Source organism: Streptomyces sp. NPDC052012 (assembly GCF_040689265.1).
In the GTDB taxonomy this organism is placed as follows: domain Bacteria; phylum Actinomycetota; class Actinomycetes; order Streptomycetales; family Streptomycetaceae; genus Streptomyces.
Genome location: NZ_JBFAXA010000009.1, coordinates 140,211 through 154,119, shown reverse-complemented (window position 1 = coordinate 154,119; position 13,909 = coordinate 140,211). Strand labels below are relative to the sequence as shown.

General features: G+C 68.9%; 15 protein-coding genes. 5 read left to right on the top strand and 10 right to left on the bottom strand.

All coding sequences use genetic code 11. From position 1 onward, the window contains the following. Nucleotides 1-4: 4 nt before the first annotated feature. Nucleotides 5-754: an ABC transporter permease gene (locus AB0412_RS17995; RefSeq protein WP_366403527.1), complete on the top strand. Its 750-nt coding sequence runs from the start codon at nucleotides 5-7 to the stop codon at nucleotides 752-754. 13 nt (nucleotides 755-767) lie between these two features. Next, complete coding sequence (locus AB0412_RS17990; RefSeq protein ID WP_366403526.1) at nucleotides 768-1,340, top strand: cob(I)yrinic acid a,c-diamide adenosyltransferase; 573 nt, start codon at nucleotides 768-770, stop codon at nucleotides 1,338-1,340. 58 nt (nucleotides 1,341-1,398) lie between these two features. Here AB0412_RS17990 and AB0412_RS17985 read toward each other — a convergent pair whose 3' ends face one another. Continuing rightward, nucleotides 1,399-1,992, bottom strand: a complete 594-nt coding sequence (locus tag AB0412_RS17985; RefSeq protein ID WP_366403525.1) for a hypothetical protein — start codon at nucleotides 1,990-1,992, stop codon at nucleotides 1,399-1,401. Nucleotides 1,993-2,144: 152 nt separating this feature from the next. On the opposite strand from AB0412_RS17985, the gene AB0412_RS17980 reads away from it, so the two are divergent. The 3 genes from AB0412_RS17980 (at nucleotide 2,145) to AB0412_RS17970 (ending at nucleotide 5,934) form a co-directional block, all read left to right on the top strand. Continuing rightward, entirely contained in the window at nucleotides 2,145-3,344 is a 1,200-nt protein-coding gene (locus AB0412_RS17980) for a histidine kinase (RefSeq protein WP_366403524.1), read from the top strand. After that, nucleotides 3,341-3,985: a response regulator transcription factor gene (locus AB0412_RS17975; protein ID WP_366403523.1), complete on the top strand. Its 645-nt coding sequence runs from the start codon at nucleotides 3,341-3,343 to the stop codon at nucleotides 3,983-3,985. Before AB0412_RS17980 ends, AB0412_RS17975 begins: the two co-directional genes overlap by 4 nt. Before the next feature lie 119 nt (nucleotides 3,986-4,104). Further along, a complete protein-coding gene (locus tag AB0412_RS17970) occupies nucleotides 4,105-5,934 on the top strand; it encodes a glycoside hydrolase family 18 chitinase (protein WP_366403522.1) in 1,830 nt (609 codons plus the stop codon). A gap of 87 nt (nucleotides 5,935-6,021) precedes the next feature. On the opposite strand, the gene AB0412_RS17965 is transcribed toward AB0412_RS17970, so the two are convergent. From AB0412_RS17965 to atpB, 9 genes are all read right to left on the bottom strand, one after another. Further along, the gene (locus tag AB0412_RS17965) at nucleotides 6,022-6,468 is read right to left on the bottom strand and encodes a DUF2550 domain-containing protein (RefSeq protein WP_366403521.1); all 447 of its coding nucleotides are present in this window, start codon (nucleotides 6,466-6,468) and stop codon (nucleotides 6,022-6,024) included. A 128-nt stretch (nucleotides 6,469-6,596) separates the two neighbouring features. Beyond that, complete coding sequence (locus tag AB0412_RS17960; RefSeq protein ID WP_366403520.1) at nucleotides 6,597-6,974, bottom strand: F0F1 ATP synthase subunit epsilon; 378 nt, start codon at nucleotides 6,972-6,974, stop codon at nucleotides 6,597-6,599. Between the two features lie 130 nt (nucleotides 6,975-7,104). Continuing rightward, nucleotides 7,105-8,541, bottom strand: a complete 1,437-nt coding sequence (gene atpD, locus AB0412_RS17955) for a F0F1 ATP synthase subunit beta (protein WP_366403519.1) — start codon at nucleotides 8,539-8,541, stop codon at nucleotides 7,105-7,107. Beyond that, the gene (locus tag AB0412_RS17950) at nucleotides 8,541-9,458 is read right to left on the bottom strand and encodes a F0F1 ATP synthase subunit gamma (RefSeq protein ID WP_366403518.1); all 918 of its coding nucleotides are present in this window, start codon (nucleotides 9,456-9,458) and stop codon (nucleotides 8,541-8,543) included. The genes atpD and AB0412_RS17950 overlap by 1 nt, the downstream gene beginning before the upstream one ends. 21 nt (nucleotides 9,459-9,479) lie before the next feature. Next, nucleotides 9,480-11,087: a F0F1 ATP synthase subunit alpha gene (gene atpA / locus AB0412_RS17945; protein WP_366403517.1), complete on the bottom strand. Its 1,608-nt coding sequence runs from the start codon at nucleotides 11,085-11,087 to the stop codon at nucleotides 9,480-9,482. Nucleotides 11,088-11,225: 138 nt separating this feature from the next. Beyond that, nucleotides 11,226-12,041 (bottom strand): F0F1 ATP synthase subunit delta, encoded by an 816-nt coding sequence (locus AB0412_RS17940; protein ID WP_366403516.1) that lies wholly within the window; start codon nucleotides 12,039-12,041, stop codon nucleotides 11,226-11,228. After that, nucleotides 12,038-12,586: a F0F1 ATP synthase subunit B gene (locus AB0412_RS17935; RefSeq protein WP_366403515.1), complete on the bottom strand. Its 549-nt coding sequence runs from the start codon at nucleotides 12,584-12,586 to the stop codon at nucleotides 12,038-12,040. Before AB0412_RS17935 ends, AB0412_RS17940 begins: the two co-directional genes overlap by 4 nt. A gap of 39 nt (nucleotides 12,587-12,625) precedes the next feature. Continuing rightward, the gene (gene atpE / locus AB0412_RS17930; protein WP_260826556.1) at nucleotides 12,626-12,862 is read right to left on the bottom strand and encodes an ATP synthase F0 subunit C; all 237 of its coding nucleotides are present in this window, start codon (nucleotides 12,860-12,862) and stop codon (nucleotides 12,626-12,628) included. A gap of 75 nt (nucleotides 12,863-12,937) precedes the next feature. After that, nucleotides 12,938-13,708, bottom strand: coding sequence for a F0F1 ATP synthase subunit A (atpB, locus tag AB0412_RS17925; RefSeq protein WP_366403583.1), 771 nt, complete (start codon nucleotides 13,706-13,708; stop codon nucleotides 12,938-12,940). Nucleotides 13,709-13,909: the final 201 nt, after the last annotated feature.

The following is a 13,909-nucleotide window of genomic DNA, read 5'->3' as shown; positions in this document are numbered from 1 at the left end:
AGTGATGTTGCTGCACGACACCGCGCTGATCTACGGGCGCTACCTCCGCCAGTCCCTCCGCTCCCGCTTCGCCCTGCTCTTCGGCCTGCTGATGCCGCTGCTGTACCTGCTGTTCTTCGGCCCTCTGCTGACCGATCTGCCGCTCGGCGGGCAGGGCAGCTCCTGGCAGGTGCTGGTCCCCGGGCTGCTGCTGCAACTCGCCCTGTTCGGCGCCTCGTTCGCGGGCTTCTCGATCATCATCGAGAAGGGCCACGGCGTGGTGGAGCGGATGCGGGTCACCCCGATGAGCCGCCTGTCGCTCCTGCTGGGCCGGGTGCTGCGCGAGGCCACCGTGTTCGTGTTCCAGGCGGTGCTGCTGGTGCTGGCCGCGACGGTGATGGGCCTGCGGGCACCGCTGCCCGGCGTCCTCATCGGCTTCGCCTTCGTCGCCCTGCTCACGGTCTCGCTGGCGTCGCTGTCGTACGCGCTGGCGATGCGGATGGACACGCCGCAGGGCTTCGGCCCCGCGATCAACGCGCTGACCATGCCGTCCATGCTGCTGTCGGGCCTGATGCTCCCGATGACCCTGGGTCCGGCCTGGCTGGACGCGCTGTCGCACCTGATGCCGTTCCGCTATCTGGTGGACGCGGTCCGCGACGCCTACGTCGGCTCCTACGCCACGGCCCACATGCTGTACGGCACGCTGGTCGCCCTCGCCTTCGCGGCGCTCGCCGTGACAGTGGGCACACGAGTGTTCCGGACGGCCGGGGCATAACTAGGCTGGCCGCATGGTCAATCTGACGCGCATCTACACCCGGACCGGCGACCAGGGCACCACCGCCCTCGGTGACATGAGCCGGGTCGCCAAGACCGATCTGCGGATCTCCGCCTACGCCGACGCCAACGAGGCGAACGCGGTGATCGGCACGGCGATCGCGCTGGGCGGTCTGGAGGAGGAGGTCGTCCAGGTCCTCACCCGCGTCCAGAACGACCTGTTCGACGTGGGCGCGGACCTGTCGACGCCGGTGGTGGAGAACCCGGAGTACCCCCCGCTGAGGGTCGAGCAGTTCTACATCGACCGGCTGGAGGCGGACTGCGACCGCTTCAACGAGCGCCTCGAGAAGCTCCGCTCCTTCATCCTCCCGGGCGGCACCCCGGGCGCGGCCCTGCTCCACCAGGCCTGCACGGTCGTCCGCCGGGCCGAGCGCTCGACGTGGGCGGCGATGGAGGTCCACGCCGAGACCATGAACCCCCTGACCGCCACCTACCTCAACCGCCTCTCCGACCTGCTGTTCATCCTGGCCCGCATCGCCAACAAGAAGACCGGCGACGTGCTGTGGGTCCCGGGCGGGGAGCGCTAGGGCCGGGGCCGCGCCCGCGACAGACCGGTACAGGCCCCAACGTGCCTCGGTGCCCGGGTCACCGGTGTGCTCCTTCCCGTTCGGCGCCCTTGTCCGTGGGTGCGGTGACCGCGTCCGTGCCCGCCGGGGCCTTTCTCGGCCAGACCCAGTACGACAGCGCGACCAGACCGTGGATGCCGGCGGCGCGCCAGGCCGTGTAGCGCCAGCTCTCCAGGGAGGTCACGCGGCTCGGGTCGTCGACGTACCAGATGGCGAGCTGGAGCAGAGCCGTCGCGACCACGGCAGCCGTCAGCGTGCCCAGCCACACCCTGCCCTCGTGCCGGGCGCGGGCCATGCCGTACCGCGGCGGCCGTACCAGCGGGCGGTTCTCGAAGCGGTGGGCCGCGTGGCCGTCCAGCCACTTCACCGTGCGGTGGCCGTGGCCGACCGTGTAGCCGATGTAGAGCGCGGCCAGACCGTGCGTCCAGTTCGGCTCGGCGCCGTTCTTCAGGTCCACCGCGGTGGCGACCAGCAGGACGACCTCCAGCAGCGGCTCGCACAGCAGCAGCGCCAGGCCCGTGCGCGGCATCTTCAGCAGGTAGCGGAAGCCCAGCCCGGCGGCCAGCAGCACCCAGAAGCCGATCTCGCAGGCGGCGATCAAGGCGACGATCACGGTTCGCTCCTCTCGGTCACCCTTTCAGGCTCCCGGGCGTCCCGGCCGGATGCGTCGTCTCCGCCGATGAACTCGCGGTACATCGAAGGATGCAGTCCAGGACCGTCCGCGGGCATCAGGCGACCGGTGCGCGCACCGTGTTGGATGGTGCCATGGCCGTACGACTCCCCCGTCCCCACCGGTTCGACGCGTGGGCCGCGCTCGCCGGGCTGCTCGGCGGACTGCTGCTGTGGGGCATCGGGCTGGGCACCCGGCCGGCCGACGAGCCGATCGTGCTGTTCGACGGCCGCTGGCCGATCCTGCTGCCGCTCACCGTGACCGCCTGCTGCGAGCTGCTGCGCCGGTCCGCCCCGCGCACCGGTCTGCTCGTCGGCACGCTCGCCCTGATCGGGGACCTCCTCACCCAGGGCAGCCTCGTCACGGTCCTGATGTACACCGACCTGATGTACGCCGCGGTCCTGTACGGCCCGCCCGGCTCCGCCCGCCGCATCCCGGTGATCACGGGCCTGCTGTCCATCGCCGGCACGCTCGTGCCGTACGCGGTGTGGCGGGTGCCCGAGGCACTGCTGATCGGGGTCGCCATCGGCATCGTCTCCTTCGCCCCGGCGTCGACCGGTCTGATCGTGCGCAATCACCGCGAGGCCGCGGACGCGGCGCTGCTGCGCGCCGAACAGACCGCGCTGCTGGCCGAGATGGACCGCACCCAGGCGGTCACCGCGGAACGCGCCCGCATGGCGAGGGAGTTGCACGACATGGTGGCCAACCACCTCTCCGCCATCGCCATCCACTCCACGGCCGCGCTCTCCCTGGACGACGACCGGACCTCCCGTGAGGCCCTCACCGTGATCCGGGAGAACAGCGTGCAGGGGCTGTCCGAGATGCGCCGCCTCATCGGCATCCTGCGCGACGGCGCCGACGACCGGGAACCGGCGGCCACGCCGACCCTCGACGGCCTCGCCGCCCTGGTGGACGGCGCCCGCGCCAACGGCCTGGACGTCGGCCTCGACGCCGAGCACGACTCCGTGCCCGCGCCGGTGGAACTGGCCGCGTACAGGATCGTGCAGGAGTCGCTGACCAACGCTCTCAAGCACGGCGAGAAGGGGCGGGTCTCGGTGTGGCTGCGGCAGCGCGACGGCGCTCTCGACGTCCGGGTCACCAGCCCCTACGGCGGCCGGGACGCGCCGCGCGCACCGGGTTCCGGCGCCGGCCTGGTGGGGATGCGGGAGCGGGCGGCGCTGCTGCACGGCACGTTCGACGCGGGTCCGGAGGACGGTCCGCACGGCAAGATCTGGGTCGTCCGCGCCACCCTGCCCGTCACCGACACCGTCATCGATCGAGGAGAGAGTGAATGATCCGCGTCCTGGTCGCCGAGGACCAGTCCGCCGTCCGTGCCGGGCTGGTGCTGATCCTGCGCAGCGCGCCCGACATCGAGGTGGTCGGCGAGGCGGGGGACGGCGAGGAGGCGGTGGCGCTCGCCCGGGACCTGCGGCCGGACCTGGTGCTGATGGACGTTCAGATGCCGCGTCTGGACGGGGTGTCGGCGACCCGGCAGGTGGTCGGGGAAGGGCTGGCCGACGTGCTGGTGCTGACCACCTTCGACCTAGACGAGTACGTCTTCGGCGCGCTGCGGGCCGGGGCCGCGGGGTTCCTGCTGAAGAACACCGAGGCGAAGGATCTGATCACCGCGGTGCGGACGGTGGCGCGCGGTGAGGGGATCGTCGCCCCGGCCGTCACCCGGCGGCTGATCGCCGAGTTCGCGGCGAAGCCGACGGCGCGGGAACCGGCGGTCGATCCGGCGGTGCTGGAGTCACTGACGCGCCGGGAGCGCGAGGTGCTGTCCTGTCTCGGCGAAGGGCTGTCCAACGCGGATGTCGCCGCGCGGCTGGACATGGCGGAGGCGACGGTGAAGACGCACGTCAGCCGCCTGCTGGGGAAGCTTGGGCTGCGCAGCCGGGTGCAAGCGGCGGTGCTCGCGCAGGAGTTGGGGATCTGAGCCCGCCCCGAGGGTAGTGGTCCAGACCTATTGACCCGTGGTCCAGACCTTTCTATTCTCGCGGCACTGCGAGCGTGAAGGCTCAGTCACGCTCCCAACATCCTCAAAAGGAGGCGCGCATGCGCTTCAGACACAGAGTCGCCGCAGGGATCGCGACCCTGGCACTCCCCCTCTCCGGACTGGTCGCCCTCGCGAGCCCCGCCCAGGCCGCGACCTCCGCGACCGCCACCTACGCCAAGACCCAGGACTGGGGTTCCGGCTTCGAGGGCAAGTGGACGGTGAAGAACACCGGCACCACCACCATCAACTCCTGGACCGTCGAGTGGGACTTCCCCTCCGGCACCAAGGTCACCTCCGCCTGGGACGCCACCGTCACCAACTCCGGTGACCACTGGACCGCCAAGAACGTCGGCTGGAACGGCACCCTCGCCCCCGGGGCGTCCGTCACCTTCGGGTTCAACGGCAGCGGCTCCGGCTCCCCCACCGGCTGCAAGCTCAACGGCGGCAGCTGCGACGGCGGCCCCGAGGTCCCCGGCGACGCGGCACCCTCGGCGCCCGGCACCCCCACCGCCTCGGGCATCACCGACACCTCGGTGAAGCTGTCCTGGTCCGCGGCCACCGACGACAAGGGCATCAAGAACTACGACGTCCTGCGCGACGGCGCCAAGGTCGCCACCGTGACCTCCACGTCGTACACGGACACCGGACTCAGCAAGGGCACCGACTACTCGTACACGGTCCAGGCCCGCGACACCGCCGACCAGACCGGCCCGGCCAGCGGCGCCGTCAAGGTCCGCACCACCGGCACCCCCGACGAGCCGCCGCCCACCGGCGACAAGGTCAAGCTCGGCTACTTCACCAACTGGGGCGTCTACGGGCGCAACTACCACGTGAAGAACCTGGTCACCTCCGGCTCCGCGGCGAAGATCACGCACATCAACTACGCCTTCGGCAACGTCCAGGGCGGCAAGTGCACCATCGGCGACGCCTACGCCGACTACGACAAGGCCTACACCGCCGACCAGTCCGTCGACGGCAAGGCCGACACCTGGGACCAGCCGCTGCGCGGCAACTTCAACCAGCTGCGCAAGCTGAAGGCGCAGTACCCGCACATCAAGGTGCTGTGGTCGTTCGGCGGGTGGACGTGGTCCGGCGGCTTCCCCGACGCGGTGAAGAATCCGGCCGCCTTCGCCAAGTCCTGTCATGACCTGGTCGAGGACCCGCGCTGGGCCGATGTCTTCGACGGCATCGACCTGGACTGGGAGTACCCGAACGCCTGCGGTCTCAGCTGCGACACCACCAGCGCGAAGAACGCCTTCAGCAGCATGATGAAGGCCATGCGGGCCGAGTTCGGCAACGACGCCCTGGTCACCGCGGCCGTCACCGCCGACGCCTCCGAGGGCGGCAAGATCGACGCCGCCGACTACGGCCCGGCCGCACCGTACATCGACTGGTACAACGTGATGACGTACGACTTCTTCGGCGCCTGGGCGAAGAACGGCCCCACCGCCCCGCACTCGCCGCTGACCTCGTACGACGGCATCCCGCAGCAGGGCTTCAACTCCGCGGAGGCGATCGCGAAGTTCAAGGCGAAGGGCGTGCCGGCGAAGAAGCTGCTGCTCGGCATCGGCTTCTATGGCCGCGGCTGGACCGGCGTCACCCAGTCCGCCCCCGGCGGCACGGCCACCGGCCCGGCGACCGGCACCTACGAGGCGGGCATCGAGGACTACAAGGTCCTCAAGAACAGCTGCCCGGCGACCGGCACCATCGCCGGCACGGCCTACGCCCACTGCGGCAGCAACTGGTGGTCCTACGACACCCCGGCGACCGTGAAGTCGAAGATGTCCTGGTCCAAGACCCAGGGCCTGGGCGGCGCGTTCTTCTGGGAGTTCAGCGGGGACACCGCGAACGGCGAGCTGGTGAGCGCCATCGACAGCGGCCTGAAGTAGATCTCAAGCAGGACCAGCAGTACTAGGCGACATTGACGCTCCCCCAGACTTCGTCCGGGGGGACCCCCACCCAGCGAGTGAATGTGGCTACGCCACATTCACTCGCTGTCCGGGCGGAGCTGCCTCAAGCCACGCGAGAAAACCGGTCAGCGCGTCTTCGCTCATCGCCAGCTCGAGCCGTGTGCCCCGGTGGAGACAGGCGAGGATCACCGCGTCGGACAGCAGCGCCAGCTCCTCCTCGCCCTCGGGGACGCGGCGGCCGGCCACCTCGATCGCGGAACGCTCCAGGATGCGGCGCGGACGGGGAGCGTAGGAGAAGACCCGGAACCACTCGACCCGGTCGCCGTTGTAGCGGGCCACGCCGTAGGCCCAGCCCTTGCCTCCGCCGTCGCCCTGCTCGGGGGCGTCCCAGCGCAGGCTGCAGTCGAAGGTACCGCCGGAACGCTGGATGAGCCGGCGGCGCAGTCCGAAGACGAAGAGCCCCACGACCACGAGCGCCACGACAATTCCGCACACAGTCAGAGCGAGGACCATCGACACCGACCTCCTCGTCTGCCTAGATAACGGAACGTAAAAATCATCCATATCTGCCTCAGCCGCGGCCGGCTCCGGATCACTCCGGTGCCGACCGCGGCTGAGTTACGTCATGACACCGCTTGGTGTCAGCGCGCCGCCGAAGCCGCGCGCAGTCGGACGTCCGCGCGGCGCTGGGCCGCGGCGTCGTCCTCGGCCTTCGCGCGGGCCAGCTCCTGCTCCGCGCTCTGGACGTCGATCTCGTCGGCCAGCTCGGCGATCTCCGCCAGCAGCGACAGCTTGTTGTCCGCGAACGAGATGAAACCGCCGTGCACCGCGGCGACGACCGTTCCACCGTCACTCGTACGGATGGTCACCGGGCCCGACTCCAGCACACCGAGCAGCGGCTGGTGACCGGGCATGACGCCGATGTCGCCGGACGTGGTGCGCGCGACGACCAGGGTGGCCTCGCCGGACCAGACCTCTCGGTCGGCCGCGACCAGCGCGACGTGCAGCTCAGCAGCCAAGGTGGCTCCTCGGGTCACCACCCGGCGGGACTGCCGGGTGTTGGTTACAAGTCTAAGGGGCGTGGTGAGGGGGCGGGACGCGCCCGCCCCCTCAGGTGTGAACCGTCACAGGCTCACGGTGAGCTGGTGCTCAGGAGACGCCCAGCTCCTTCGCGTTCTTCTTCAGGTCCTCGATGCCACCGCACATGAAGAACGCCTGCTCCGGGAAGTGGTCGTACTCACCGTCGCAGATCGCGTTGAACGCGGCGATCGACTCGTCCAGCGGCACGTCCGAACCGTCCACGCCGGTGAACTGCTTGGCGACGTGGGTGTTCTGGGACAGGAAGCGCTCCACGCGACGGGCACGGTGGACGACGAGCTTGTCCTCCTCGCCCAGCTCGTCGATACCGAGGATCGCGATGATGTCCTGGAGGTCCTTGTACTTCTGCAGGATGTTCTTCACGCGCATCGCCGCGTCGTAGTGCTCACGCGTGATGTAGCGCGGGTCGAGGATGCGGGACGTGGAGTCCAGCGGGTCCACGGCCGGGTAGATGCCCTTCTCGGAGATCGGACGGGAGAGAACCGTCGTCGCGTCGAGGTGGGCGAAGGTGGTGGCCGGGGCCGGGTCGGTCAGGTCGTCCGCGGGGACGTAGATCGCCTGCATCGAGGTGATCGAGTGACCACGGGTCGAGGTGATGCGCTCCTGGAGGAGACCCATCTCGTCGGCCAGGTTCGGCTGGTAGCCCACCGCGGAGGGCATACGGCCGAGCAGGGTCGACACCTCGGAACCGGCCTGGGTGAAGCGGAAGATGTTGTCGATGAAGAACAGCACGTCCTGCTTCTGCACATCGCGGAAGTACTCCGCCATGGTCAGGCCGGCCAGGGCCACGCGCAGACGGGTGCCCGGGGGCTCGTCCATCTGGCCGAAGACCAGCGCGGTCTTGTCGATGACGCCCGACTCGCTCATCTCGTCGATGAGGTCGTTGCCCTCACGGGTGCGCTCACCGACACCGGCGAACACCGACACACCGTCGTGGTTGTTGGCGACGCGGTAGATCATCTCCTGGATGAGCACCGTCTTGCCGACGCCGGCGCCGCCGAACAGACCGATCTTGCCGCCCTTGACGTACGGGGTCAGCAGGTCGATGACCTTGACGCCGGTCTCGAACATCTCGGTCTTCGACTCGAGCTCGTCGAAGTTCGGCGCCTTGCGGTGGATCGGCCAGCGCTCCCCGTCGTACTTCGCGTCGACGTTCAGCACCTCACCGAGGGTGTTGAACACCTTGCCCTTGGTGAAGTCGCCGACCGGCACGGTGATCGGGGCGCCGGTGTTGATCACCGGGGCCTGGCGGACCAGACCGTCGGTGGGCTGCATGGAGATGGCGCGGACCAGGCCGTCACCCAGGTGCTGGGCGACCTCGAGGGTCAGCGTCTTCTTCTCGCCCGCGTTCGCCGGGTCGGAGACCTCGACGTGCAGAGCCTGGTAGATGTCCGGCATCGCGTCGACGGGGAACTCCACGTCGACGACCGGGCCGATGACCCGGGCGACGCGGCCCGTAGCCGTCGCGGTCTCAACAGTGGTGGTCATTATCGGTCACTCCCCGCGGTCGCGTCGGCCAGGGCACTGGCGCCACCGACGATCTCGCTGATTTCCTGGGTGATTTCGGCCTGGCGGGCCTGGTTGGCAAGCCGGGTGAGAGTCTCGATGAGCTCGCCCGCGTTGTCGGTGGCCGACTTCATCGCGCGCCGCGTGGCGGCGTGCTTCGAAGCGGCCGACTGGAGCAGCGCGTTGTAGACACGGCTCTCCACATAGCGCGGCAGCAGGGCGTCGAGGACGTCCTCCGCCGAGGGCTCGAAGTCGTACAGCGGCAGGATCTCGCCCTTAGGGGCGGCCTCCTCGGCGACCTCTTCGAGGCGCAGCGGAAGCATCCGGGAGTCCACCGCCGTCTGCGTCATCATCGAGACGAACTCGGTGTAGACGATGTGGAGCTCGTCCACGCCGCCCTCCGCCGTGTCCTTCTCGATCGCCTCGATCAGCGGGGCCGCGACCTTCTTCGCGTCCGCGTACGAGGGCTCGTCGGTGAAGCCCGTGAACGACTCCGCGACCTTGCGCTCACGGAAGTTGTAGTGGGCGACACCGCGCCGGCCGACGATGTACGTGTCGACCTGCTTGCCCTCGCGCTCCAGGCGCTCGGTCAGCTGCTCCGCCGACTTGATGGCGTTGGCGTTGAAGGCACCGGCCAGACCGCGGTCGCTCGTGAGGAGCAGGACCGCGGCACGGCTCGGGTTCTCCGCCTCCGTGGTCAGCGGGTGCTTGGTGTTCGAACCGGTACCGACCGCCGTGACCGCGCGGGTCAGTTCCCGCGCGTACGGCGTGGAGGCCGCCACCTTGCGCTGCGCCTTGACGACGCGCGAGGCGGCGATCATCTCCATCGCCTTCGTGATCTTCTTGGTCGCGGTGACGGATCGGATGCGACGCTTGTAGACCCGGAGCTGGGCTCCCATGAGTCAGGTCCCTTCCTTACGTCACTTGGAGGCGCTGGTCGCCTTCGGGGCGGCAGGAGCGTCCTCGCCGAGCAGCTTGCCGTCGCTCGTCTCGAACTGCTTCTTGAAGTCCGCGATCGCCTCGGCCACGGCCTGCAGGGTGTCGTCGGACATCTTGCCGCCCTCCTTGATGGAGGTCATCAGGCCCTGCTCCTTGCGGTGCAGGTACTCCAGCAGCTCCTTCTCGAAGCGGCGGATGTCGGCGACCGGCACGTCGTCCATCTTGCCGGTGGTGCCGGCCCAGACGGAGACGACCTGGTCCTCGGTGGCCATCGGCTGGTACTGGTCCTGCTTGAGCAGCTCGACCATGCGCTGACCGCGCTCCAGCTGCGCCTTCGACGCGGCGTCCAGGTCGGAACCGAAGGCGGCGAACGCCTCCAGCTCACGGAACTGGGCGAGGTCGACACGGAGACGACCGGAGACCTGCTTCATCGCCTTGTGCTGCGCGGAACCACCGACTCGGGAGACGGAGATACCGACGTTCAGCGCGGGGCGCTGACCGGCGTTGAACAGGTCCGACTCCAGGAAGCACTGGCCGTCGGTGATGGAGATGACGTTGGTCGGGATGAACGCCGAGACGTCGTTGGCCTTGGTCTCGACGATCGGCAGACCGGTCATCGAGCCGGCACCCATGTCGTCGGAGAGCTTCGCGCAGCGCTCCAGCAGCCGGGAGTGCAGGTAGAAGACGTCACCCGGGTAGGCCTCGCGGCCCGGCGGGCGGCGCAGCAGCAGCGACACGGCGCGGTAGGCGTCGGCCTGCTTCGACAGGTCGTCGAAGATGATCAGGACGTGCTTGCCCTGGTACATCCAGTGCTGGCCGATGGCGGACCCGGTGTAGGGCGCCAGGTACTTGAAGCCGGCCGGGTCGGACGCCGGGGCGGCGACGATGGTCGTGTACTCCAGCGCGCCGTTCTCCTCCAGCGCGCGGCGGACCGACGCGATGGTGGAGCCCTTCTGGCCGATGGCGACGTAGATGCAGCGGACCTGCTTCTTCGGGTCGCCGGTGCGCCAGTTGTCACGCTGGTTGATGATCGTGTCGACGGCCAGGGCGGTCTTGCCGGTCTGGCGGTCGCCGATGATCAGCTGACGCTGACCACGGCCGATCGGGGTCATGGCGTCGACGGCCTTGTAGCCGGTCTCCATCGGCTCGTGCACCGACTTGCGCTGCATGACCGTGGGGGCCTGCAGTTCGAGGGCGCGGCGGCCCTCGGTCTCGATCTCGCCGAGGCCGTCGATCGGGTTGCCGAGCGGGTCGACCACTCGGCCGAGGTAGCCCTCGCCGACCGCGACGGACAGAACCTCGCCGGTGCGGGTGACCGGCTGGCCCTCCTCGATGCCGCTGAACTCACCGAGGACGATGGCACCGATCTCGCGCTCCTCGAGGTTGAGGGCGAGGCCGAGGGTGCCGTCCTCGAACTTCAGCAGCTCGTTGGCCATGGCCGAGGGCAGGCCCTCGACCTTCGCGATGCCGTCGCCGGCAAGGGTGACCGTACCGACCTCCTCGCGCGAGGCCGCGTCCGGCTTGTACGACTGGACGAAGTTCTCCAGCGCGTCCCGGATCTCCTCCGGCCGGATCGTGAGCTCCGCCATCTGAGTTCCCTGCTCTCCTTGTTGGGCCCGAAGTTTCACTTTGGGGGGATGGGGACTCCCCCCAACAGGAGGTGAATCCTCTGCACGGCCCAACCAGGGCCGTAGGTACGTACTGCGTGTCTGCGTATGAAATTGCTGCTAGCTCGCCAGCCGGCGGCTCGCGTCTTCCAGCCGGTCCGCGAGGGAGCCGTTGATGACCTCGTCGCCGATCTGCACCCGGATCCCGCCGACGACCGAGGGGTCCACGTCGAGGTTGAGGTGCATCTGGCGGCCGTAGAGCTTCGCGAGGGCGGCGCCCAGGCGCTGCTTCTGCGTGTCGCTCAGCGGCACCGCGGAGGTGACGACGGCCACCATGCGGTTGCGGCGGTCGGCGGCGAGCTTGGACAGGGACTCCAGTCCCGACTCCAGGCTACGTCCCCGGGGCGCGGTCACAAGACGCGTCACCAGACGCTCGGTGACCACGTTCGCCCTGCCCCCGAGCAGGCTGCGCAGCAGCTCGCTCTTGGCGGAGGCGGTGGCCTTGCGGTCGGTCAGTGCGGAGCGCAGCTCGGTGCTGCCGGAGACGATCCGGCCGAACCGGAACAGCTCGTCCTCGACGTTGTCGAGCGTGCTCGCCTGCTGGGCGGCGGTGAGGTCGGCGAGGTTCGCCAGCTCCTCCAGCGCGTCCACCAGGTCGCGGGACTGCGACCAGCGGGAGCGCACCATGCCGGCCACCAGGTCCACGGCCGAGCCGCTGACCTGCGAGCCGAGCAGGCGCTGGGCCAGCTCCGCCTTGGCCTCACCGGCCTGCGCCGGGTCGGTGAGGACCCGACGCAGCGACACCTCGCGGTCGAGCAGCGCGGTGACGGCGGCCAGCTCGTCGGCGAGCGAGGCCGCGTCCACGGACGTGGAGTCCGTCAGCGCGTCGAGACGCTCACGTGCGGCTGCCAGGGCCTCGCGGCTCGCTCCGTTCATCGTGCGGCCTCGGCCTTCTGGTCGAGCTCGTCCAGGAAGCGGTCGATCACGCGGCTCTGCCGGGCGTGGTCCTCGAGGGACTCGCCGACGAGCTTGCCGGCCAGGTCGGTGGCGAGCTTGCCGACGTCCTGACGCAGCGCGGACGCGGCGGCCTTGCGGTCTGCCTCGATCTGGGCGTGACCGGCGGCGATGATCTCCTCACGCTGCCGCTGGCCTTCCGCACGCATCTCGGCGATGAGCGCGGCACCCTGCTCCTGCGCCTCCTGGCGCAGACGCGCGGCCTCGTGCCGGGCCTCGGCGAGCTGTGCCTTGTACTGCTCAAGGACGCTCTCGGCCTCGACCTTCATGGCCTCGGCCTCTTCGATACCGCCTTCGATCGCCGCGCGGCGCTCCTCCAGAACCTTGTTGATGTTCGGAAGCAGCTTCTTCCAGAAGAAGAAGAACACGATGGCGAAGGCGATGGTGCCGACGAGCAGCTCGGGACCCGGAGGAACGAGCGGGCTCTGCTCCTCCTCGGCCGCCAGCTGTACCAGGTTGGCGATCACATCAGTGCCTTTCGTCGAAAAGTGTCGGGCGGCTAAGGCTTAGCGACCGAACACGAACGGCATGACGATGCCGATGAGGGCGAGCGCCTCACAGAAGGCGAAGCCGAGGATCTGGTTGGCGCGGATCAGGCCGGCGGCCTCGGGCTGACGGGCCAGGGCCTGGGTGCCGTTACCGAAGATGATGCCGACGCCGATGCCGGGGCCGATGGCGGCGAGGCCGTAGCCGATCGAACCGAGGGAGCCGGTGACCTCAGCGGCAAGCTGCACAGCGGACATGCTGTTTCTTCCTTCTCTTTGCGGACCGGTGGGGGTTGGCCACCGGACGACTGGGGGTTTACGGGCGGGGTGGGCTCAGTGGTGCTCGGCGAGAGCGCCCTGGATGTACGAGCAGGCCAGCAGTACGAAGACGTACGCCTGGACGGCCTGCACGAAAAGCTCGAAGAGGATCATGGCCATCGTCATCGCGAAGGAGACTCCGGCGGCCGGGATCATCCAGCTGTTCAGCAGGTACCAGGAGGCGACGGTGAACATCACCAGCATCAGGTGACCGGCGAACATGTTGGCGAACAGTCGCACCGCGTGCGTGAACGGCCGGACCAGGGTGTTCGAGAAGAACTCGATGATCATGACCAGCGGCAGCACCGCGCCGAGCGACTTGTCGTAGCCGGTGAGGTTCTTGAAGCCGCCCACGAAGCCGTGCCGCTTGAAGGTCAGCGACATCCACAGGATGTAGACGACGGCCGCCAGAACGATCGGGTAGGCGATGATCGACGACACCGGGAACTGGGCCAGCGGGATCACGGACCAGATGTTCATGATCCAGATGAAGAAGAACAGCGAGACCATGAGGGGGACGTACTTCTCGCCCTCCTTCTTGCCGAGGGTCTCGTAGACGATGCCGCGGCGTACGAAGTCGTAGCCGGCCTCGCCGATCATCTGGACCTTGCCCGGAACCACCTTGGCCTTGCCGAAGGCCGCGTAGAAGAAGGTGATGACGAGGGCAGTGGTGATGAGGGCGAGCAGCATCACCTTGTTGAACTCGAACCCCCCGATCGTGGCGATCGGCTTGAAGAGGAACGAGTGCAGGCCCGGAGCCGGAAAACCACACCCGTTGTCGGACATGATCCGACAGCTCCAGTCAAAGGCGAGCTGGGTCTGGTCAGCACTCACCGCGGACTCCTTCGGCGTGACGCATAGGTACGGCAACCTCGTTGTGTCGGCGCGGCGCGCAGCCGCGGGTCGGCACCGGACTGGTGTTACGGATGTGGGGGCGGCTGAGGGGCATCGAGCCTCGCGATTGAGCAGGCGTCAGCTCAGATGCCC

Coding starts and splice junctions, on each gene's coding strand:
- atpE (WP_260826556.1), bottom strand. CDS start 12,862: ATGTCCGCTGTGCAGCTTGCCGCTGAGGTCACCGGCTCCCTCGGTTCG.
- AB0412_RS17965 (WP_366403521.1), bottom strand. CDS start 6,468: ATGGTCCTCGCTCTGACTGTGTGCGGAATTGTCGTGGCGCTCGTGGTC.
- atpA (WP_366403517.1), bottom strand. CDS start 11,087: ATGGCGGAGCTCACGATCCGGCCGGAGGAGATCCGGGACGCGCTGGAG.
- atpD (WP_366403519.1), bottom strand. CDS start 8,541: ATGACCACCACTGTTGAGACCGCGACGGCTACGGGCCGCGTCGCCCGG.
- AB0412_RS17995 (WP_366403527.1), top strand. CDS start 5: ATGTTGCTGCACGACACCGCGCTGATCTACGGGCGCTACCTCCGCCAG.
- AB0412_RS17940 (WP_366403516.1), bottom strand. CDS start 12,041: ATGAACGGAGCGAGCCGCGAGGCCCTGGCAGCCGCACGTGAGCGTCTC.
- AB0412_RS17970 (WP_366403522.1), top strand. CDS start 4,105: ATGCGCTTCAGACACAGAGTCGCCGCAGGGATCGCGACCCTGGCACTC.
- AB0412_RS17975 (WP_366403523.1), top strand. CDS start 3,341: ATGATCCGCGTCCTGGTCGCCGAGGACCAGTCCGCCGTCCGTGCCGGG.
- atpB (WP_366403583.1), bottom strand. CDS start 13,708: ATGTCCGACAACGGGTGTGGTTTTCCGGCTCCGGGCCTGCACTCGTTC.
- AB0412_RS17980 (WP_366403524.1), top strand. CDS start 2,145: ATGGCCGTACGACTCCCCCGTCCCCACCGGTTCGACGCGTGGGCCGCG.
- AB0412_RS17950 (WP_366403518.1), bottom strand. CDS start 9,458: ATGGGAGCCCAGCTCCGGGTCTACAAGCGTCGCATCCGATCCGTCACC.
- AB0412_RS17990 (WP_366403526.1), top strand. CDS start 768: ATGGTCAATCTGACGCGCATCTACACCCGGACCGGCGACCAGGGCACC.